15 protein-coding genes and 1 pseudogene are annotated in these 19,894 nt (G+C 72.0%); 15 read left to right on the top strand and 1 reads right to left on the bottom strand.

Annotated features, from left to right (window positions below):
- Nucleotides 1-81: 81 nt before the first annotated feature.
- The 4 genes from BLV72_RS13925 to BLV72_RS13910 all read left to right on the top strand — a co-directional run bounded on the left by BLV72_RS13925 (nt 82) and on the right by BLV72_RS13910 (nt 6,000).
- The gene (locus tag BLV72_RS13925) at nt 82-1,443 is read left to right on the top strand and encodes a hypothetical protein (protein WP_093462579.1); all 1,362 of its coding nucleotides are present in this window, start codon (nt 82-84) and stop codon (nt 1,441-1,443) included.
- 338 nt (nt 1,444-1,781) lie between these two features.
- Complete coding sequence (sucC, locus tag BLV72_RS13920; protein ID WP_093462578.1) at nt 1,782-2,954, top strand: ADP-forming succinate--CoA ligase subunit beta; 1,173 nt, start codon at nt 1,782-1,784, stop codon at nt 2,952-2,954.
- 21 nt (nt 2,955-2,975) lie between these two features.
- Nucleotides 2,976-3,860, top strand: a complete 885-nt coding sequence (sucD, locus tag BLV72_RS13915) for a succinate--CoA ligase subunit alpha (protein ID WP_059143572.1) — start codon at nt 2,976-2,978, stop codon at nt 3,858-3,860.
- Nucleotides 3,861-4,071: 211 nt separating this feature from the next.
- The gene (locus BLV72_RS13910) at nt 4,072-6,000 is read left to right on the top strand and encodes a cell division protein PerM (RefSeq protein ID WP_143059775.1); all 1,929 of its coding nucleotides are present in this window, start codon (nt 4,072-4,074) and stop codon (nt 5,998-6,000) included.
- Between the two features lie 336 nt (nt 6,001-6,336).
- Here the strand turns inward: BLV72_RS13910 and BLV72_RS48745 are convergent.
- Nucleotides 6,337-7,091, bottom strand: a pseudogene (locus BLV72_RS48745) (hypothetical protein).
- A 329-nt stretch (nt 7,092-7,420) separates the two neighbouring features.
- Between BLV72_RS48745 and purN the strand changes: the two are divergent.
- From purN to BLV72_RS13850, 11 genes are all read left to right on the top strand, one after another.
- Entirely contained in the window at nt 7,421-8,077 is a 657-nt protein-coding gene (gene purN, locus BLV72_RS13900; protein ID WP_093462575.1) for a phosphoribosylglycinamide formyltransferase, read from the top strand.
- Nucleotides 8,074-9,636: a bifunctional phosphoribosylaminoimidazolecarboxamide formyltransferase/IMP cyclohydrolase gene (gene purH / locus BLV72_RS13895; protein ID WP_093462573.1), complete on the top strand. Its 1,563-nt coding sequence runs from the start codon at nt 8,074-8,076 to the stop codon at nt 9,634-9,636. Before purN ends, purH begins: the two co-directional genes overlap by 4 nt.
- A 122-nt stretch (nt 9,637-9,758) precedes the next feature.
- On the top strand, nt 9,759-10,646 hold the full coding sequence (locus BLV72_RS13890; RefSeq protein WP_093462572.1) for a bifunctional methylenetetrahydrofolate dehydrogenase/methenyltetrahydrofolate cyclohydrolase: 888 nt from the start codon (nt 9,759-9,761) through the stop codon (nt 10,644-10,646).
- Nucleotides 10,636-11,106 carry a DUF3017 domain-containing protein gene (locus BLV72_RS13885; protein ID WP_244320756.1) on the top strand — a complete coding sequence of 157 codons (471 nt, stop codon included), beginning with the start codon at nt 10,636-10,638 and terminating at the stop codon, nt 11,104-11,106. The genes BLV72_RS13890 and BLV72_RS13885 overlap by 11 nt, the downstream gene beginning before the upstream one ends.
- Nucleotides 11,107-11,507: 401 nt before the next feature.
- The gene (locus BLV72_RS13880; protein WP_093462570.1) at nt 11,508-12,584 is read left to right on the top strand and encodes a helix-turn-helix domain-containing protein; all 1,077 of its coding nucleotides are present in this window, start codon (nt 11,508-11,510) and stop codon (nt 12,582-12,584) included.
- 280 nt (nt 12,585-12,864) lie between these two features.
- Nucleotides 12,865-13,854: a malate dehydrogenase gene (locus BLV72_RS13875; protein ID WP_059143564.1), complete on the top strand. Its 990-nt coding sequence runs from the start codon at nt 12,865-12,867 to the stop codon at nt 13,852-13,854.
- Between the two features lie 162 nt (nt 13,855-14,016).
- Nucleotides 14,017-15,783: a hypothetical protein gene (locus BLV72_RS13870; RefSeq protein WP_244320755.1), complete on the top strand. Its 1,767-nt coding sequence runs from the start codon at nt 14,017-14,019 to the stop codon at nt 15,781-15,783.
- On the top strand, nt 15,770-16,234 hold the full coding sequence (locus BLV72_RS13865) for a hypothetical protein (RefSeq protein WP_093470330.1): 465 nt from the start codon (nt 15,770-15,772) through the stop codon (nt 16,232-16,234). Before BLV72_RS13870 ends, BLV72_RS13865 begins: the two co-directional genes overlap by 14 nt.
- A gap of 1 nt (nt 16,235) precedes the next feature.
- Entirely contained in the window at nt 16,236-17,030 is a 795-nt protein-coding gene (locus tag BLV72_RS13860; RefSeq protein ID WP_244320754.1) for a hypothetical protein, read from the top strand.
- A 214-nt stretch (nt 17,031-17,244) separates the two neighbouring features.
- Nucleotides 17,245-18,075 carry a serine/arginine repetitive matrix protein 2 gene (locus BLV72_RS13855; RefSeq protein WP_244320753.1) on the top strand — a complete coding sequence of 277 codons (831 nt, stop codon included), beginning with the start codon at nt 17,245-17,247 and terminating at the stop codon, nt 18,073-18,075.
- A 224-nt stretch (nt 18,076-18,299) separates the two neighbouring features.
- Nucleotides 18,300-19,802: an aldehyde dehydrogenase family protein gene (locus BLV72_RS13850; protein ID WP_093462562.1), complete on the top strand. Its 1,503-nt coding sequence runs from the start codon at nt 18,300-18,302 to the stop codon at nt 19,800-19,802.
- The last annotated feature ends 92 nt before the right edge of the window (nt 19,803-19,894 follow it).

Genomic DNA, 19,894 nt, shown 5'->3' with positions numbered 1-19,894 from the left:
GTCTGTAGAGACCTGCCGCGCGGGGGCGGGTCAGGTCTGCCCGTCCGACACCCCTCTTGACTTCGAAGGACTTCCTCCACCATGCGCAACAACGTTCGCCGCTCCATCCTCGTAGCCGCTGCCGCCACCGGTATCTGGGCCTTCGGTTCCGCCGCCGCCAGCGCCGCCGAGAACCCGGCCGTTCCCGCCACCGACGGTGTCACCAGCACCGTGGACGGCCTCACCAAGACGGTCGACGGCGTGACCGGTGGCGTGGCCGACACCTCCAAGGTCACCGACACCGCGAAGAAGACCGTGGACGGCGCCGCCTCCACCGTGGACGGCGTCACCGCCCCCGTGCGGGACCGGGTCCCCGGCGCCGCCAACCTGCCGCGGGTCTCGGACGTCACCAAGACCGTCGAGGGCACCACCGACGGCCTCACCGGCGACGCCGCCAAGCCGGAGAAGGTCGTCAAGAAGGCCCACAAGGCCGTCAAGGGCCTCGAGAAGACCGTCAAGAAGACCACCGACCTCGACCTGCCCACCGGCGAGGTCCCCGGCGTGGTGCCCAGCCTCCCCGGCCTCGGCTCGCTGCCGACCCTGCCCGACACCTCCACCCTGCCCACCGGCTCGCTGACGGACGTCGAGGGCGTCACGGGCAAGCTGCCCGTCCAGCTCCCCGCCACCCCGAAGCTGCCCGCCGCCCCGGGTTCGGCCAATGACCTGCTCGCCAGCCTCTCCGGCGCCGGCATCCGCCCGGAGGAGCTGACCGGCAAGGTCCAGGGTGCCGTCGGCACCACCACCAAGCCGGTCGTCGACGGTGTGGCCTCGGACGTGCTGCCGCCCGCCGTGCACCGCATCGTGGTCAAGGTCGTCCCGGTCGCGCAGCGGACCGTGGGTGACACCGGCGCACTGGCCGGCGACGCCGTGGCCCGCACCACCCCGTACGTCGGCGTCGTGACCGGCAGCGCCCAGGGCTTCGCGCTGGGCACCGTCTCCAACGTGGTTCCGGCCGCCCAGGACACCGCCGACCGCCTGGTGCCGGTCGTGGTGAGCGTGCCGTCCACCGCCATCCCGTTCGCGCAGGACCTGGCGGGCACCACCGTGCCGTTCGCCCAGGACCTGGCCCTGGGCACGGGCGCGGACGCCCAGACCACCGTGGGGAACGTCGCGGACGGTGCGCTGAGCCTGCTCCCCGCGCTGCCCACCGACCTGGCCGACGCCGCCAACATCCCGGCCCTCCCGGTCCTGCCCGCCGACCTGCCGACCGTTCCGGCTGACCTGCCGCAGCTCCCGGCCGAGCTCCCGCAGCTCCCGGCCGACCTGCCGACCGTTCCGGCTGACCTGCCGCAGCTCCCGGCCGAGCTCCCGCAGCTCCCGGCCGACCTCCCGCAGGTTCCGGTGGACCTGCCCTCCGTCCCGGCCCAGCTGCCGACCGTTCCGGGCACGCTCCCGACCGTCTGATCGCCCCGGCGGGCGTACGGCGGTCACGCCATGAAGGCCGGAAATCAGTAAAACCGTAAGGCGAGCGTCATCGACCGGGCAGCCCTCGTTGGGGAGGGGGCTGCCCGGTTGTCGTATGGAGATAGATGGAAACGGTCGCGATCTGTGACCGTAATCACCGCTCCAGTGTGATCTGCGATTTAGGGCCGCACGTCCTGCGGAGATAACCTGCGAGACGGACATGCCGCGTACCCGGCGAACGTGTGCCGCCCTCGTTACAGATCGCGTCCTCACGCTGCCCCCGCGGCACGCCCGCGCAGATAACGACCGCGATATCCATGGAAAAGGGACGGACGCGCGTGGACCTGTTCGAATACCAGGCGAGGGACCTCTTCGCCAAGCACGGTGTACCGGTGCTGGCCGGTGAAGTCATCGACACGCCTGAGGCGGCGCGCGAGGCAGCTGAGCGCCTGGGCGGCCGCGCGGTCGTCAAGGCGCAGGTGAAGGTCGGCGGCCGCGGCAAGGCCGGTGGCGTCAAGCTGGCCTCCGACCCGGCCGACGCCGTGGAGAAGGCCGGCCAGATCCTGGGCATGGACATCAAGGGCCACACGGTCCACAAGGTGATGCTGGCCCAGACCGCGGACATCAAGGAGGAGTACTACGTCTCCTTCCTGCTGGACCGCACCAACCGCACTTTCCTCGCCATGGCCTCCGTCGAGGGCGGCGTGGAGATCGAGGTCGTCGCGGAGCAGAACCCCGAGGCGCTCGCCAAGATCCCGGTGGACGCCATCGAGGGTGTGACCCAGGAGAAGGCCGCCGAGATCGTCGCCGCCGCGAAGTTCCCGGCCGAGATCGCGGACCAGGTCGTCGAGGTCCTGCAGAAGCTGTGGGTTGTCTTCATCAAGGAAGACGCGCTGCTCGTCGAGGTCAACCCGCTGGTCAAGACCGAAGACGGCAAGATCATCGCGCTGGACGGCAAGGTCTCGCTGGACGAGAACGCCGCCTTCCGCCAGCCGGAGCACGAGGCGCTCGAGGACAAGGCCGCGGCCAACCCCCTCGAGGCGGCCGCGAAGGCCAAGGGCCTCAACTACGTCAAGCTCGACGGCGAGGTCGGCATCATCGGCAACGGCGCGGGTCTGGTCATGTCGACCCTCGACGTCGTCGCCTACGCCGGTGAGAACCACGGCAATGTGAAGCCCGCCAACTTCCTCGACATCGGTGGTGGCGCCTCCGCCGAGGTGATGGCCAACGGTCTCGAGATCATCCTCGGCGACCCGGACGTCAAGTCGGTCTTCGTCAACGTCTTCGGTGGCATCACCGCCTGTGACGCCGTCGCCAACGGCATCGTCCAGGCCCTGGAGCTGCTGAAGTCCAAGGGCGAGGACGTCTCCAAGCCGCTGGTCGTGCGCCTCGACGGCAACAACGCGGAGCTGGGTCGCAAGATCCTCACCGACGCCAACCACCCGCTCGTTCAGCAGGTGGACACCATGGACGGCGCGGCCGAGCGTGCCGCCGAGCTGGCTGCGAAGTAAGGGACGAGGTCACCAGAAACCATGGCTATCTTCCTCACCAAGGAAAGCAAGGTCATCGTCCAGGGGATGACCGGGTCCGAGGGGCAGAAGCACACCCGTCGGATGCTTGCCTCGGGCACCAACATCGTCGGTGGCGTGAACCCCCGCAAGGCCGGCACCACCGTTGACTTCGACGGCTCCGAGATCCCGGTCTTCGGCTCCGTCAAGGAGGCCATCGACGCCACCGGCGCCGATGTCACGGTCATCTTCGTCCCGGAGAAGTTCACCAAGAGCGCGGTCATCGAGGCGATCGACGCCGAGATTCCGCTCGCCGTCGTGATCACCGAGGGCATCGCCGTCCACGATTCGGCGAACTTCTGGGCCTACGCGGGCAAGAAGGGCAACAAGACCCGCATCATCGGCCCGAACTGCCCGGGTCTGATCACGCCGGGTCAGTCGAACGCGGGCATCATCCCGGCCGACATCACCAAGCCCGGCCGGATCGGTCTGGTGTCGAAGTCCGGCACCCTGACCTACCAGATGATGTACGAGCTGCGGGACATCGGCTTCTCGTCCTGCGTGGGCATCGGCGGTGACCCGATCATCGGCACCACCCACATCGACGCCCTCGCCGCCTTCGAGGCCGACCCCGACACCGACCTGATCGTCATGATCGGCGAGATCGGCGGCGACGCCGAGGAGCGGGCCGCGGACTTCATCAAGGCCAACGTCACCAAGCCGGTCGTCGGCTATGTGGCGGGCTTCACCGCGCCCGAGGGCAAGACGATGGGCCACGCGGGTGCCATTGTCTCCGGCTCCTCCGGCACCGCTCAGGCGAAGAAGGAGGCCCTCGAGGCCGCGGGCGTGAAGGTCGGCAAGACCCCGTCCGAGACCGCGCGCCTGGCGCGCGCCGCCCTGGCCGGCTGACGCCGCCACGGCTCGACGCCACGGGCCCGCACCACCCTGGGTGGTGCGGGCCCGCGCCGTTCCCGGGGCGACGGATACCCGGGGGGCGGACATCGGCAAGCCACCCATCCGTCCCACAGCACCATAAAAGACGCATAAGCGGACTAGCCGCGACACGGCGACCAAACCCTTGATGTGAGGATGAAACGGCTGTTATTGGCAGCATGGTCACGTGACGCAAACGACCGATCGCAGTCCGTCGGTGTCCTCACGTGACCGTTCCGCGCCCCGGCGCTCCTCCGCCATCAGGGAGGCGTTCCTCGGCGGTGTGGTCGCCGCGGGGCTCGGCCTCGGTACGCTCGCCGTGGTCGTACTGCTGCTGTGGATCACCTCCTCGTCCCCCGACAGCAGCCCCGACGGGGCCCTGCATGTCGCCGCCGACCTGTGGCTGCTCGGCCATGGCGCCGACCTCGTGCGCACCGAGACGCTCTCCGGCCACACCGCGCCCGTCGGGCTGACCCCGCTGCTGCTCGGCATGGTGCCGTGCTGGCTGCTCTACCGGGCCGCCCAGCACGCCGTCTACCAGGCGGAGCCGGAGGAGGGCGAGGGGCGGAAGGGGCAGTGGGTGCCCGAGGGCTCCGTTGCCGATCCGGAGTCCGTCGTCGATCCGCGCACCGCCTTCGCCTGGGTGACCGGCGGCTATCTGCTGGTCGGCACCGCGGCCGCGCTGTACGCCTCGGGCGGGCCGCTGCATGTCGACCTGCTCAGCGCGCTGCTGCATCTGCCGGTCGTCGCGGCGGCCATCGCCGCCGTCGGCGTGTGGACGGCGAGCGGACGGTACCCGCTCCGCCTGCCCGGACGGGTGAACGCCGGACTGCGGCGGCTCCCCGGCATCGGCTGGACCGTACGGACGGCCGCGTCCCTGGCCGCCTCCCTGGCCGCGCGCAGCTGGTGCCGGCGCCACCGGCTGACCGCGGCGCTGCGGGCCGGGACCAGCGGTCTCGTCGTTCTGCTCGGCAGCGGTGCGCTCCTTACGGCGACGTCGATGCTGAGCCACGCGGGCGCCGTACAAGTGACATTCCTCAACCTCAGCGATGTGTGGTCGGGGCGGTTCGCGGTGCTGCTGGTGAGCCTGGCGCTGCTGCCGAACGCCATCGTCTGGGGCGCCGCGTACGGGGTCGGCGCGGGCTTCACGGTCGGCGGCGGCAGTGTGGTCGCGCCGCTGGGCATCACCTCCTACCCCCAGCTGCCGCACTTCCCCCTGGTCGCCGCGCTGCCCACGGACGGCCCCGGCGGTCCGCTGGTCTGGCTCACGGGGATCGCGGCCGGGGTGTCGGTGGCCTGGTTCGTCGGGGTCGCGGCGGTGCGGCGCCCCGGCAAGGGCGAGCCCAGGCCCCCCTGGGGCTGGGGCGAGACGCTGGTGCTCGCCGGGCTGGCGGCGGGCGGCTGCGCGGCCGCGATGGCGCTGCTGGCCGGGGTCTCGGGCGGCCCGCTGGGCATCGGCATCCTCGCCGACCTGGGGCCGAGCTGGTGGCGTACGGGCATGATCACGCTGGCCTGGACGGGAGTGATCGGGGTGCCCGGTGCGGTGGTGCTGCGCTGGTACCGGTTGTGCGTTCCTACGAGGGCCTCCTGGCCGGAGTGGAAGGCGACGCGGGCGGTGCGGCGGGCGTCCCGCGCACAGGCCCGCAGGGAGGCGAAGGAGGCTCGTGCGGTACGGGCCGCGGCCAAGGCGGAGGCTCGTGCGGTGCGGGCCGCGGCCAAGGCGGAGGAGGCGGAGGCCCGGGCGGCGATGCGGCCCGCGGTGGCCTCGCCCATGGAGTCCGCCGAGGTGCGCGAGGCGATGGCCGAGCCGTGGTGGCAGTGGCTGCGGCCGTCGGGCGCCCACCGCAAACGGAACCGGGACCGGAAGCCGGAAGCCGGGGCTGGTGCGGAGGCGGGGGCGGGGGCGGGGCGGGAGACGGGTGTCAGCACGATGGCCGGGCTCGCGACCCCTGCGGGTACCCCGGACGCCGCCGGGACGGCGGACCGCCCACGCCGCTGGACGCTGAACCGCAAGCGCACCCCCGAGCCACACCCGCACCCGCAGTCGCCCCTCGAGCCCCAGCCCGGGACCCCGGATCTCTCACCCCCACCGGACGACACCCGCCGCGAACCGTAAGGCGGGCGGGGCGGGGGCGCGGTGGGTCCGGGGTGTGTGGTGGATGGTGGGTGCGGGGCCTCCGGGGCGGCGCCCTGGAATGCAGCCCCTCCGGCGTTTGAGGAGCGGGGCCCGGGGCGAGCCCCGCCGGGGCCCGGGGCGAGCCCCGCCGGGGCCCGGGGCGAGCCCCGGCGGGGGCGAGGGGCGGAGCCCCTTTCCGCGCGGCGGAGCCGCATATTGATGCTGCGGGAAGGGGCGGGGTGGGGGCTGTCGGCCGGAGGCGCCCACGGTCCGCACTGGCTGTTCGGCCCCAGGGCCGGTCGTTGGGTGGGCGCCTCGTCGGCGAGGGTGGTGCCGTCAGTCCTGGGTGCTCAGCAAGGGGCGGAGCTGCTCGGGAAGCAGGGTTTCGCAGTCATGGCGGGAGCTCTGGGTGAGGGCGTCGTCCACGCACGTGTAGTAGTCGTCGTAGACGACCTGGAAGCTGAACGTCGCCGCGACGATGGCGAGCGCGAGCCCGCCCGTCACCAGGCCACTGATCGCCGCCGTCGCCTGCGGCTTCGCGCTGCCGGGGGCCGGCAGCGCCGCCGGGGTGGCACCCGGGGCGGGGGCGGGGCGTTCAGGGGCGCGGCAGCGGTCGGGGGCGGCGTTGTGCGGCGCGCCTTGGCCCGCAGCGAGCTGATGCCCCAGTACAGGGCCAGCGTCCCGAGCAGCAGCGCGATCTGCGGCAGGCTGAAGAGCGCGAAGAAGAACGCCCACATGCCCGCGAGCAGCGCGTACCGGGCGCGCCGCTGGGCCGGGTCGTTGGGGTCCCAGCGCGGGCCGCTGGGACCGGTGGGGCGGTTGGAGCCGGGGCCGGTGCCGAAGCTGCCGCCCTGGCGGCTGGGCTGGCGGCTGCTCCACTGGCTGCCCCAGGCCGGAGGCTGCTGCGGCCGCTGGTCGTCCTCGCCGCTCTGCCCGTCGGCGTCGTCCGGCCGGGGCTGCCACGGCTGGTCGGGCCTGCCCTCGGGCGGCGGGGCGAACGGATTGTCCTCGTGCTGGTCCCCGTTCTGCCCGCCGGGGGCCGAGGAGGACGGCGACTGCTGCTCCCGGAGCAGCGGCGTCGTACGCGACATGCGGGCGCGCCTCATCGCCGCCCCCCGGTCGTGGCGGGAGGCGGAGTGAGGTGATGAGCCGCGCGGCGGCGTCGGTCCGGCATGTGGAGTGTGTCTTCCCCTTGTGTCGTCGTCCTGCACGCCGGGGGCGGCGGTCGTTCCCGCGGCGTCAGTTGGATGCGCAGTCCAGACGCTACCTCCCGTGCCCGCCCCCGTCCCCTGGGGGCCGCTTCGTGTGCCGGTATCGTTGCTGACGGTCGGCGGCTTCGTAGAGTTCCCCGGAATTGATGAGTCCGCGACCTTGTACGACCACACAAACGGCAGCACCGCCCGCGAGAAAGAGCCCCGCCGTGGCCTCCCCGCCTTCCCCCGTCAGCCCTGCCCGCCCCCGGCGCCCGGTCCGCCTCGTCGTACTCGTCTCCGGTTCCGGTACGAATCTGCAGGCGCTGCTCGACGCCATCGCCGCCGAGGGCGTGGCCCGCTACGGCGCCGAGGTGGTGGCCGTGGGCGCCGACCGCGACGGCATCGAGGGCCTGGCGCGCGCCGAGCGCGCCGGGATCCCCACGTTCGTGTGCCGGGTCAAGGACCACGCCGACCGCGCCGAGTGGGACGCGGCGCTGGCGGAGGCCACCGCCGCCCATGAGCCGGACGTGGTCGTCTCGGCCGGGTTCATGAAGATCCTGGGGCCGCGGTTCCTCGCCCGGTTCGGCGGCCGCTGCGTCAACACCCACCCCGCGCTGCTCCCGAGCTTTCCCGGTGCCCATGGCGTACGCGACGCGCTCGCGCACGGTGTCAAGGTGACCGGATGCACCGTCCACTTCGTCGACGACGGCGTCGACACCGGCCCGATCATCGCCCAGGGCGTGGTCGAGGTCCGGGACGAGGACGACGAGTCCGCTCTTCATGAGCGGATCAAGGAAGTCGAGCGCTCGCTGCTCGTCGAGGTCGTGGGGCGTCTGGCGCGTCACGGCTACCGCATAGAGGGACGAAAGGTAAGGATCCCGTGACCGCCGAAGGTACCAAGCGGCCCATCCGCCGCGCGCTGGTCAGCGTCTACGACAAGACGGGTCTCGAGGAACTGGCCCGAGGGCTGCACGCGGAGGGTGTCCAGCTCGTCTCGACCGGCTCGACGGCCGCGAAGATCGCCGCCGCGGGCGTCCCCGTCACCAAGGTCGAGGAGCTGACCGGCTTCCCCGAGTGTCTCGACGGCCGCGTCAAGACGCTGCACCCGCGCGTGCACGCGGGCATCCTGGCCGACCTGCGGCTCGACTCGCACCGTGCGCAGCTCCAGGAGCTGGGTGTGGAGCCCTTCGAGCTCGTCGTGGTCAACCTGTATCCGTTCCGCGAGACGGTCGCCTCGGGTGCCTCGCCGGACGAGTGTGTGGAGCAGATCGACATCGGCGGGCCCTCCATGGTCCGCGCCGCCGCCAAGAATCACCCGTCCGTGGCCGTGGTCGTCAACCCCGAGCGGTACGACGACGTCCTCAAGGCCGCCGCGGACGGCGGTTTCGACCTGGAGGGGCGCAAGCGGCTGGCGGCCGAGGCGTTCCAGCACACGGCGGCGTACGACGTGGCGGTGGCCAACTGGTTCGCGGATGACTACGTGGCGGACGACTCCTCCTTCCCGGAGTTCCTGGGCGCCACCGCCATCCGTAAGAACGTGCTGCGCTACGGCGAGAACCCGCACCAGCCGGCCGCGCTCTACTCCGACGGCAGCGGTAAGGGGCTCGCGGAGGCCGAGCAGCTGCACGGCAAGGAGATGTCGTTCAACAACTACACCGACACCGAGGCCGCCCGCCGGGCCGCGTACGACCACACCGAGCCCTGTGTCGCGATCATCAAGCACGCCAACCCGTGCGGGATCGCGGTCGGGGCGGATGTCGCCGAGGCGCACCGTAAGGCGCACGCCTGCGACCCGCTGTCGGCCTTCGGCGGTGTGATCGCCGTCAACCGCCCGGTGTCGGTCGCCATGGCCGAGCAGGTCGCCGAGATCTTCACCGAGGTGATCGTCGCCCCGGGGTACGAGGACGGCGCGGTCGAGGTGCTGGCCCGTAAGAAGAACATCCGCGTGCTGCGCTGCGCGGACGCGCCGGCGGACCTCGCCGAACAGCGCCCCATCGAGGGCGGCCTGCTGCTGCAGGCCAAGGACCGCCTCCAGGCCGAGGGCGACGACCCGGCCAACTGGACCCTCGCCACGGGCGCGGCGCTGGACGCCGACGGCCTCGCCGAGCTGGCCTTCGCCTGGCGCTCCTGCCGTGCGGTGAAGTCCAACGCGATCCTGCTCGCCAAGGGCGGCGCCACGGTCGGCGTCGGCATGGGCCAGGTCAACCGCGTGGACTCGGCGAAGCTGGCCGTCGAGCGGGCCGGTGTCGAGCGGGCCGCCGGTTCGTACGCCGCCTCCGACGCCTTCTTCCCGTTCCCGGACGGCTTCGAGGTGCTGGCCGAGGCGGGCGTCACGGCCGTGGTGCAGCCGGGCGGCTCGGTCCGTGACGAGCAGGTGGTGGAGGCCGCCCAGAAGGCGGGCGTCACCATGTACTTCACGGGCACGCGCCACTTCTTCCACTGAGTGACGCCGAGCGAGCACAGGAGGCCGCACCCCGACCGGACCACGGGGTGCGGCCTTCGCCGGTCCGGCACCGACCGGCCCCTGATTGGATCCGACGTCCCCGCATCCGGGAGGATGAAGCCATGACCGCCCAGATTCTCGATGGCAAGGCAACCGCAGCCGCGATCAAGTCCGATCTCGTCAGCCGCGTGGAGGCGCTCAAGGCCAAGGGCATCCATCCCGGCCTCGGGACGGTGCTGGTGGGCGAGGACCCCGGCAGCAAGTGGTACGTCGCGGGCAAGCACCGCGACTGCGCCGAGATCGGCGTCGACTCCCTCCGGCGCGACCTGCCCGAGACCGCCACCCAGGAGGAGATCGAGGCGGCGGTGCGGGAGCTCAACGAGGACCCGGCCTGCACGGGCTACATCGTCCAGCTGCCGCTCCCCAAGGGCATCGACACCAACCGGGTGCTGGAGCTGATCGACCCGGCCAAGGACGCCGACGGACTGCATCCGATGAACCTCGGCCGGCTGGTGCTGGGCGAGAGCGGCCCGCTGCCGTGCACGCCCCAGGGCGTCATCCAGCTGCTGCGCCACCACGGTGTGGAGATCAACGGCGCGCATGTGGTGGTCGTCGGCCGGGGCATCACCGTCGGCCGGTCGATCGGGCTGCTGCTGACCCGGCGCTCCGAGAACGCCACGGTCACCCTCTGCCACACCGGCACCCGCGACCTGCCCGGGATCCTGCGCCAGGCCGACATCATCGTGGCGGCCGCCGGAGTGCGGCATCTGATCGGGCCGGATGACGTGAAGCCGGGCGCCGCGGTGCTCGACGTGGGCGTCAGCCGGGACGAGCACGGCAAGATCGCCGGCGATGTGCACCCCGGTGTGGCCGAGGTCGCGGGCTGGCTCTCGCCGAACCCGGGCGGCGTCGGCCCGATGACCCGCGCCCAGCTGCTGGTCAACGTGGTGGAGGCCGCGGAGCGGAACGCGAAGGCGGACGCCGACGCCGGTGCCGGCCATGACGGCTGAGGCGAGCGAGCCGGCGGCCGGGGAACAGCGGCAGGCGCCGCCGGCGCAGCCTTCTGGCCCCGCCCGGCTCATCCGTAAATCGCGCCGCTTCCCGCTGATCACCCGGGACACCGCGCGTCCGGAGGGCGGTGGCCGGGCCGCGCCCGGTGCCGCTCCGGCGCCCGCCCGGCAGTGGCCGCTGCTCGCGGTGATGGGCGGTGTGGGCCTGGGGCTGCTGATCGTCGCCCTGGACGCGTTCCGGGCCGGCACGGTGGTGATCGGGCTGTCCCTGCTGGCGGGCGCCTTCATACGGTGGGCGCTGCCCGAGGTGGGGATGCTCGCGGTGCGGTCGCGCTTCACCGACATGCTGACCTACGGGCTGCTGGGCGCGGCGATCGTGCTGCTGTCCCTGATGGCCCAGCCGGATCCATGGGTATCGATCCCGTTCCTGGATGACGTGGTGCATTTCACGGTGCGCTAGCCGATGGCATGAAACGGCGGCCCGTCCTCTCCCCCGTGGAAGGACGGGCCGCCGTCGTTGTGGCCGGATCCGAACGGTCCGGCGGCGGTCCGCCCTCTCCCCCGAAGAAGGACGGACCACCTGGTGATCAGGGTTGTGCGTGGACTGTGCCGGAGCAATGACCGTCAGAACCCTGTGGCGCGGAAGTGACCGTTCCAGCACGAGATCTCGGCCGTGCAACGGCGAGCGGGGCGCGGCGGAGTACACACCGGTGCACGAAATGCTCCGATGCGCCCCCGCCCGAGGAGCTGACATCCTGGGGCAAGGCGTCCCTTTGGGTAGTCAGTTCGGGGCCCGGGGACGCCAACAGGGGGCGTAGCGCGGGGGATTGACAGGCACGTGCGGGGGGACAGGGGGAGGCAATGCCTCGTTGGAGGGACCTGCCGGAGGGACTCGATCCGCAGGTACAGGAGTTCACCGGTCAGCTGCGCACGATCGTCGAGCGCAGCGGGCTGAGCGTCGTCGCCGTCGCCGACCGCACCGGCTACAGCAAGAGTTCATGGGAGCGCTATCTGGGCGGACGGCTGCTGCCCCCGCAGGGCGCGGTGGAGGCCCTGGCCGAGGTCACGGGCGCCGATGTCCATCACCTCAGCACGCTGTGGGAGTTGGCGGAGCGGGCCTGGAGCCGCTCCGAGATGCGGCACGACGTCACGATGGAGGCCATCAGCGTCGCGCGGGCGCGGGCCGCCGTCGAGCAGTTCGACCCGGCGGCGCAGGGGGTGGGCGTCAGGAAGAACGGCCGTCCCTCGCAGAAGAGCCGGCCGAGCGTCGAACTGCCCGTACCGGATCAGCCGTTGGTCGCGACCGCTCCGGTGTTCTCGGCTCCCGCGGCGTCGGCCGAGCGGGCACCGGGCTCCTCCGGTCCGCAGTCGCCTGCCTTGTCCCCTTCGTCACCGTCATCGTCGTCCCCCTCACCTTCCGGGACGGGACGGAAGCGTGTCGCGCTGTTCACCGGGGGCCTCGTCGGAGCGCTCTTACTCGTCGCCGGCGCCGTCCTGCTGATCGATGCGGGCGGCGACGGCGAGAAGCGTGGGGAGCGGCCGACTACCGCACCGGCCACCAGCGCGCGTCAGCCGCCGGCGGGCGTGAAGTGCGCCGGGGAGGACTGCACCGGTCAGGATCCGCAGGCCATGGGGTGCGGCGCCGCCGCGACGACCACCGCGGACGCCACCGTCGGCACCGCGTATGTCGAGGTCCGCTACAGCAAGACCTGCCGGGCGGCCTGGGCCCGTATCACCCGGGCGGCCCCGGGTGATGTGATCCAGATCAAGGCGCCGGGCGCGCAGGGTGGCGCGGAGCGCGCGCAGCACAGCAGGGTCGACGCCGACGGCGACGCCTACACCAAGATGATCTCGGTGGACGCCACCGCGCGGACCACCGCGTGCGCCACTCTCACGGGCGGTACGCGCGGCTGCACGGCCCCCGGCGCCCAGGGGTGAGCGCGGGTGGGGGAGCCCGTCCGGGGGAATTCGGAAACAGGGGGAATGAGCCGGGGGAATCGGGGCAGGCGGTGTCCGAGCCCCCCACGGGTGCGGCACTGGGCGGCCGCCTGCACTCCCCCTCCTGGCAGGCGGCCGCCAAAGTGCGCGAGGTCTGAACGCGCGGTGAGCGGTTACACAGTGGCCCGAGAGAACCTGGGCCAGGTGCCGTCGGATAGCCTGACGCAGGTATCTCGACACCAAGAGATCTTGGACTGACAACACAGCGCAGGAGACCGCCATGACCCGCACTCCCGTCACCGTCACCGTCACCGGCGCGGCCGGCCAGATCGGCTACGCGCTGCTCTTCCGCATCGCCTCCGGTCAGCTCCTCGGCGCGGACGTGCCGGTCAAGCTGCGTCTCCTGGAGATCCCGCAGGGGCTGAAGGCCGCCGAGGGCACCGCGATGGAGCTCGACGACTGCGCCTTCCCGCTCCTCCAGGGCATCGACATCTCCGACGACCCGAACGTGGGCTTCGACGGTGCCAATGTCGCCCTGCTCGTCGGCGCCCGCCCGCGCACCAAGGGCATGGAGCGCGGCGATCTGCTGGAGGCCAACGGCGGCATCTTCAAGCCGCAGGGCAAGGCCATCAACGACCACGCCGCGGACGACATCAAGGTTCTGGTCGTGGGCAACCCGGCCAACACCAACGCGCTCATCGCGCAGGCCGCCGCGCCGGACGTACCGGCCGAGCGCTTCACCGCGATGACCCGGCTGGACCACAACCGCGCCCTGTCGCAGCTCTCGAAGAAGACCGGCGTCCCGGTCGGCGAGATCAAGAAGCTGACGATCTGGGGCAACCACTCCGCCACCCAGTACCCGGACGTCTTCCACGCCGAGGTCGCGGGCAAGAACGCCGCCGAGGTCGTCAACGACGAGCAGTGGCTGGCCGACACCTTCATCCCGACCGTCGCCAAGCGCGGTGCCGCGATCATCGAGGCGCGCGGCGCCTCCTCGGCCGCCTCCGCCGCCAACGCCGCCATCGACCACGTCCACACCTGGGTCAACGGCACCGACGCCGACAACTGGACCTCCGCCGGTGTGGTCTCCGACGGCTCGTACGGGGTGCCGGAGGGCCTGATCTCCTCGTTCCCGGTCACCGCCGCGAACGGGAAGTTCGAAATCGTCCAGGGCCTGGACGTCAACGAGTTCTCGCGGACCCGCATCGACGCGTCGGTGAAGGAGCTCGAGGAGGAGCGCGAGGCCGTGCGGGGTCTCGGCCTGATCTGACGCGCCCCACCGAGGCCGTTTCCGAGGGGTCACACTCCGGTTTTCACTCCGGAGTGTGACCCTTCGGCTATTCGCTGTAATTGTGCGCCATCTTCCCCTAGCGTGGAGGTAGTTGCTACGGCCTCGGGGGGAAACATGGCCAACAGGCGCGATGATCATTCTTTGGGCGATCACTCCGCTCATCTGCCGCGGCCGCGGCCGGACTCTTCACCGCTCGTTCCCTCTCCTTCTGCCGCCGACGATGCGTCCCCCTATGCCACCAGCGAGGCCACCCGGCTGCTGTGCGCGGGCGCCTATCTGGACGACGACTTCCGGGACGCGGTCCTGGACGAGCTGTATGTCCACGAGGAGCGGGCCGTGGCGCCATCGCTGGGCATCGACGCGGCCCGGGTGCTCGCGCACGCGCTGCGCGCCCGCCGTCTGGAGGCATGCTGGACCGCGCTGCTGGTGTCCTTATGGGTGCTGCACTTTCTGCTGGCGCAGGGCTTCTTCTATCTGTTCCTGCTGTCCTGCGCGCTGCTTCTGCTGGCGGCCTGGGCCAGGGGCGGCGCCATGGGCCCCTTCCGCGCCGACTATCCCGGGGCCGACGGGGTCACCGTCACCCGGCGGCGGGCGGCCGCGGTGCTGCGGGTGCTCGGCTGTCTGATCCTGCTGTCCTATGCGGTCTCCGCCGTGACGCAGGCGTTCACGGGCGAGCCCGGTACGAGCGGGCTGCAGGACTTCGCACCGGCCCTGGCGGCCGGGTCGGACACCAGCGCCGCCTGGTTCGCGCTGGTGATCCCGGCCGTGATGGCCACCGCGGTCGCCCTGCACCGTGAGCATGTGGCCCGGGTGCTGGCCACCGACCTGGAGCCGGAGACCTTCGCCGACCTCGCCGCGGACCCGGCGGAGCGGTTCGAGGGCGGGCGCTTCCAGCGGGTGCGGGCCCTGATCCGCCGCGAGCAGCACTCACCGGTGATCCTCTACCACGATCGGCACCCCTTCCTCGGCGCGGGCATCGCCCATGACACCTGGACCCTCGCCGTGGAGCTGCGGCCGCGCGAGGGTGGCGATCCGGTGCCGCTGGACAACCGCGTGATCCTGGAGCGGATCCGCCCGCTGGTCGAGAAGTTGCGCACCTCATCGACCCAGGGCACCGCCGCCGTCCAGGGCACCGTCCGGCCCGTCGCCGCGAGCCGCGACCGGTTGCGCGGCCTGGAGCTCGACGAATGCGTCTTCCTCAAGGTCACCGGATTGCGGAGCCGCTCCTTCGTGCCGTACGGCGAGGCGGACTTCGCGCGGGAGCGGGCGGAGGCCGTCGAGGAGGGCGGAGAGATCCGCCGGCACTTTCTGCGCATCCGCGTCGGCGCATGGCGGGAAGAGGTGGTCACCACCGTCTTCGTACGGGTGCATACGCAGGGCGGCATGCTGATGCTGGAGTTCGCGCCGCATGTGCTGCGCCCGATCCGCCCGGACTTCCGGGCCGTCGACCGGCTCTCCGACTCGCATCGCCGCGGTGGACTGCCGGGCAAGGCGGTCTGGGCGCTCGGGCGGACGCCCACGGCGGCGGGCCGGGCGGTCATCCACGCCTTCCGCTCGGCCGCCTTCGTCTGGCGGATGTACGCGGGGGGTTATGAGGCGGCCATCCCCGACGGGCCCTGGATCTCGGTGCGGGAGCTGGGCAGCGACGTCGGCGCGTCGCTCTTCCAGGAGATGGATGTCAGCCGCTATCTGAAGAGCGTCGAGGACCGGGTGGCCAATGGGGTGCGAAGGGCGCTCGACGAAGCCGGCTGGGAGACCGGCGAGTTCGAGCAGAAGGTCATCAATGTGAGCGGCGGCGGGGTCTTCATCGAGTCCGCGGCGAACAGCGCCTTCGGCTTCGGTGACCACAACACCATCAGCAACACCACCGGAACCAATGGAGCGGGAGGCGGCCATGGCGATGGCTGATACGGAGGACGGCAGCGGCGTGGGGGGCGGCGGTGCGGACCACACGGCGGGCACGACCGGTGGCGGCGCGGGCCCGGCGGGCGGCGGCGGGCGGACCTTCGGGGACATCAGGTTCGGCAAGGTGAGCGGCAGTGCCATCGGCATCGGCGACCACAACCACATTGTGAACGGACGGCAGGGGGACGCCCCCTGCGATCCGGCCTATCAGGAGCTGCTGGAGGCCGTTCGGCAGCTCGCCGAGGATCTGCGACGGGTGGTCCCGAGCCCGGAGGTCGGCGCGCTCTCCGATGAACTGGACCAGACCCAGGACGAGATCCAGCGCACCGGCCGGGCCGGGGCCGGCCGACTGGCCAGGATCCGGGTGATGTTGCAGGACGCGAGCGCCGGCGTCGGCATGCTCGCCTCCGGCGTCGCCGTCGGACAGGCGGTCGGCGCGCTCCTGGGCGGCTGAGATGAGCACACCGGGCGGCGAGGGGGGTCGTCGATGGGACGAGGAGGCCCAGCGGTGGGTGGGGGAGGGCGCGGAGCCGCCCGTCCCGGGCCGACGACCACCCAATCCGCATCTGGGCACGGTGCTTCTGGCGGTGCTCGCCGTGGTCCTGGTCGGCGGGATCGGCGTCGGCGCCTGGAAGTTGGTGTCGGGCGGCGGGGATGACAAGCCCCGGGCGGACGGCGGTTCGCCGTCGGCCTCGTCCTGGTCACCGTCGGCCGAGCAGCCCTCGGCGGTGCCGTCGGGGCCGTTCTCGGAGACGACCTCGGCGCCGCCGTCGGTGTCCGTGGACAGCACACAGGCGCCGCCGGCGGGCTATGTGCGCACCACCGACGCGGAGGGGTTCCGGCTGGATGTGCCCAGGGGCTGGCAGCGGGTCAAGCGGGATACGGGGGTGTTCTACGAGTCGTCCGACGCGAGCAGTCTGATCCAGGTCTTCGCGCTGACCGAGCCCGACGTCACCCCGTATGAGGCGCTGCGCCAGGCGGAGGCGGGGCTCAAGAAGAACCCCGGCTACCAGCGGTACGAGCTGAAGCGGCTCGGCCCCGGCGACGACGCGGACGCGGAGCTGGAGTACGGCTATCGCAGCGCCAAGTACGGCCCGCGCCGCATACTCGACCGGGCCTTCACCGGCCCGGACCAGGTGCAGTACGCGGTGCTGGTCGCAGGCCCGGCCGACGACTGGCCGCAGCAGCGAGAGCGGCAGCGCATCGTGCTGGCGTCCTTCTGCCCCACCGCCTACTGCCCGGCCACCTGACCGGGGGCAGGCGGGGGCGGGCACATTCGGCGGCAGGCAGCGCCGGGCACGGATCGGCGGCGTCCGGCGCCAGACACAGTGCGGCGCACCTGAGGCGACATATCCGTATCGGTGGGGTGACCGAGGGTGGGGAGGCCCTCGAACCGGGTACACCGATGTCGGCCGACGCGGCTTGTCGGCTTATGGGAGCAGAGTTCCACTATCGGGGGGATAGATGAGCATGCATGACGGGGGAGTGCCGGGAGCGCCAGGAGCGCCGGGAGAGCCTGGGCAGGACGCCCGGCGGGCGCTGCGGGCGTTGGCGGTGACGATCTTCCTGGCCGTGGGGATCGCGTTCTCCGGCTGGGTGGCCTTCGGCGGCGACGGCACTTCCCGCCATCAGGCGGGCCCGCTGCCCTGGGACCAAGAGAGCCCCACGGCCACGCCGAGCGCGGAGGCCTCCCAGCCGAGCGATCTCTATCCCTCGCCCGGCCCCGAGACCGGCGGGCCCACCGGTCTCCCGACCGATCTCCCCACGGACCTGCCGACCGGGGCGTCCCCGTCCGCGACGCCCTTCGGCACCCCGTCCTCCCCCTCCCTGACCGGTGCCGCCCCGCCCGCGGGCTACAGCACCCAGTCCGACCCCGCCGGATACCACCTCGCGGTCCCGGACGGCTGGGAGCGGACGAGCGAGGGCCCCAGCGTCTACTACACCTCGCCCGACGACAGCACCGTGATCCAGGTCTTCGAGCTGCACGGCCCCGAGTCGACGCCGTACGAGTCCGCCCAGGAGGCCGAGCGGATCGCCTCCACCCACCGCGACTACGAGCGGCTCGCCCTCACCCGGCTGGGCTCGGCCACCCTGGACCCGGCACAGCTGGAGTACACGTACCAGTCCAAGAGCGACGGCCACCGCCGGATACTCGACCGCCGCTTCGCCGCCCCCAACGGCACGATGTACGCGGTGCTGGTGATCAGTCCCTCCGGGGACCGGGCGGAAGCGCGGGAGGTCCACCAGGCGGCGGTGGACACCTTCTGCCCGACCGCCTACTGCACGGCTTCCTGACACGGACTGCCTACCGCATCGCTTTCTGACACCGGCCGACTAGGTGCATCAGCTCTTGACAGATCGGCCGATCATGACCCGGGGAGCCGTCTTCGCCTTCGGATCACGTGAGCCGGCCCACTTTCTCTTGCGAATCGCGCATAGGTTCCCGCCTTCCGGTTAGGGGTCCATGTTGCTGGCTTGGACCAGCGGTAAAGCACGCAGAACCGGAAGGCAGAATTCACGTGGCGGCAGTCGAGACCATTCATGTGGACGGGACGTGGCAGGCAGCCGCGTCCGGGGCGCAGCGGGAGGTTCTCGACCCCGCGGACGCCAAGACCCTCGCCGTCGTCGCGGAGGGTGGTGTCGAGGACACCGACGCGGCGGTCGCGGCCGCGCGTCGCGCCTTCGACCAGGGCCCCTGGCCCGGGACGCCGGTGGCCGAGCGGGCGGCGCTGCTGCGCCGCGTCGCCGAGCTGCTGCAGCGCGACCGCGAGACGATCGCGCTCATCGAGAGCCGTGACACCGGCAAGACCCTGGAGGAGGGGCGGGTCGACGTCGACGACGTGACCAATGCCTTCCGCTACTTCGCCGACCTGGCCGCCGGCGAGTCCGCCGGGCGGGTCATCGACGCGGGCACCCCCGATGTGCACAGCGTCGTGGTCCATGAGCCGGTCGGCGTCTGCGCGATGATCACCCCCTGGAACTATCCGCTGCTCCAGGCCAGCTGGAAGATCGCCCCGGCGCTGGCCGCCGGGAACACCTTCGTGATCAAGCCCAGCGAGGTGACCCCGCTGTCCACCGTCCATCTGGTGCGGCTGCTGGCCGAGGCCGGGCTGCCGGCCGGGGTGGCCAACCTGGTCACCGGCACGGGCGACCCCGTGGGGGCCAGGCTGTCCGAGCACCCCGATGTGGACCTGGTCTCCTTCACCGGCGGGCTGATCAGCGGCACCAAGGTCGCGCAGGCCGCCGCCCCGACGGTCAAGAAGGTCGCGCTGGAGCTCGGCGGCAAGAACCCCAATGTGGTCTTCGCCGACGCCTGCGCCACCGCCGAAGGCTTTGACACCGCCGTCGACCAGGCCCTGAACGCCGCTTTCATCCACAGCGGCCAGGTCTGCTCCGCCGGTGCCCGGCTGATCATCGAGGAGTCGGTGCGCGAGCGGTTCGTGGCCGAGCTGGCCCGCCGCGCGGAGAAGATCAAGCTGGGCCGCGGCACCGAGGACGGTGTCGAATGCGGTCCGCTGGTCTCGGCCCAGCAGCTGGACAAGACCGAGGCGTATGTGGCGTCCGCCCTGGAGGAGGGCGCCCTGCTGCGGTGCGGTGGCAAGCAGCCGGAGCCCAACGAGGTCCGCCCGGCCACCGGCTACTTCTACCTCCCGACCGTGCTCGACCAGTGCCATCGCGAGATGCGGGTGGTGCGGGAGGAAACCTTTGGGCCGATTCTGACGGTCGAGTCCTTCCAAACCGAGGACGAGGCCGTCACACTCGCCAATGACACGGAGTACGGACTGGCCGGCGCCGTCTGGTCCGCCGACACCGCGCGGGCGCGCCGCGTCGCCGCCCGGCTGCGGCACGGCACCGTGTGGATCAACGACTACCACCCCTACCTTCCGCAGGCCGAATGGGGCGGTTTCGGCAAGTCCGGGGTCGGGCGCGAGCTCGGTCCCGTGGGCCTTGACGAATACCGCGAGACCAAGCACGTCTACGAGAACCTGCGACCGAGCCCGGTGCGCTGGTTCGCCGGCTGACGCCCCGCCGCCGGGCCCGCCCGGGGCTCGGCCGGGCCCGGACTCGTCCCCCGGGGCCCGGGCCCGGCCGCACCCGGTCACGGCGACCGGCG

The organism is Streptomyces melanosporofaciens (assembly GCF_900105695.1).
Lineage (GTDB): Bacteria > Actinomycetota > Actinomycetes > Streptomycetales > Streptomycetaceae > Streptomyces > Streptomyces antimycoticus.
This window is presented reverse-complemented; position numbering and strand designations above follow the sequence as displayed.

Coding starts and splice junctions, on each gene's coding strand:
- BLV72_RS13925 (WP_093462579.1), top strand. CDS start 82: ATGCGCAACAACGTTCGCCGCTCCATCCTCGTAGCCGCTGCCGCCACC.
- sucD (WP_059143572.1), top strand. CDS start 2,976: ATGGCTATCTTCCTCACCAAGGAAAGCAAGGTCATCGTCCAGGGGATG.
- BLV72_RS13890 (WP_093462572.1), top strand. CDS start 9,759: ATGACCGCCCAGATTCTCGATGGCAAGGCAACCGCAGCCGCGATCAAG.
- BLV72_RS13885 (WP_244320756.1), top strand. CDS start 10,636: ATGACGGCTGAGGCGAGCGAGCCGGCGGCCGGGGAACAGCGGCAGGCG.
- BLV72_RS13880 (WP_093462570.1), top strand. CDS start 11,508: ATGCCTCGTTGGAGGGACCTGCCGGAGGGACTCGATCCGCAGGTACAG.
- BLV72_RS13875 (WP_059143564.1), top strand. CDS start 12,865: ATGACCCGCACTCCCGTCACCGTCACCGTCACCGGCGCGGCCGGCCAG.
- BLV72_RS13865 (WP_093470330.1), top strand. CDS start 15,770: ATGGCGATGGCTGATACGGAGGACGGCAGCGGCGTGGGGGGCGGCGGT.
- BLV72_RS13860 (WP_244320754.1), top strand. CDS start 16,236: ATGAGCACACCGGGCGGCGAGGGGGGTCGTCGATGGGACGAGGAGGCC.
- BLV72_RS13855 (WP_244320753.1), top strand. CDS start 17,245: ATGAGCATGCATGACGGGGGAGTGCCGGGAGCGCCAGGAGCGCCGGGA.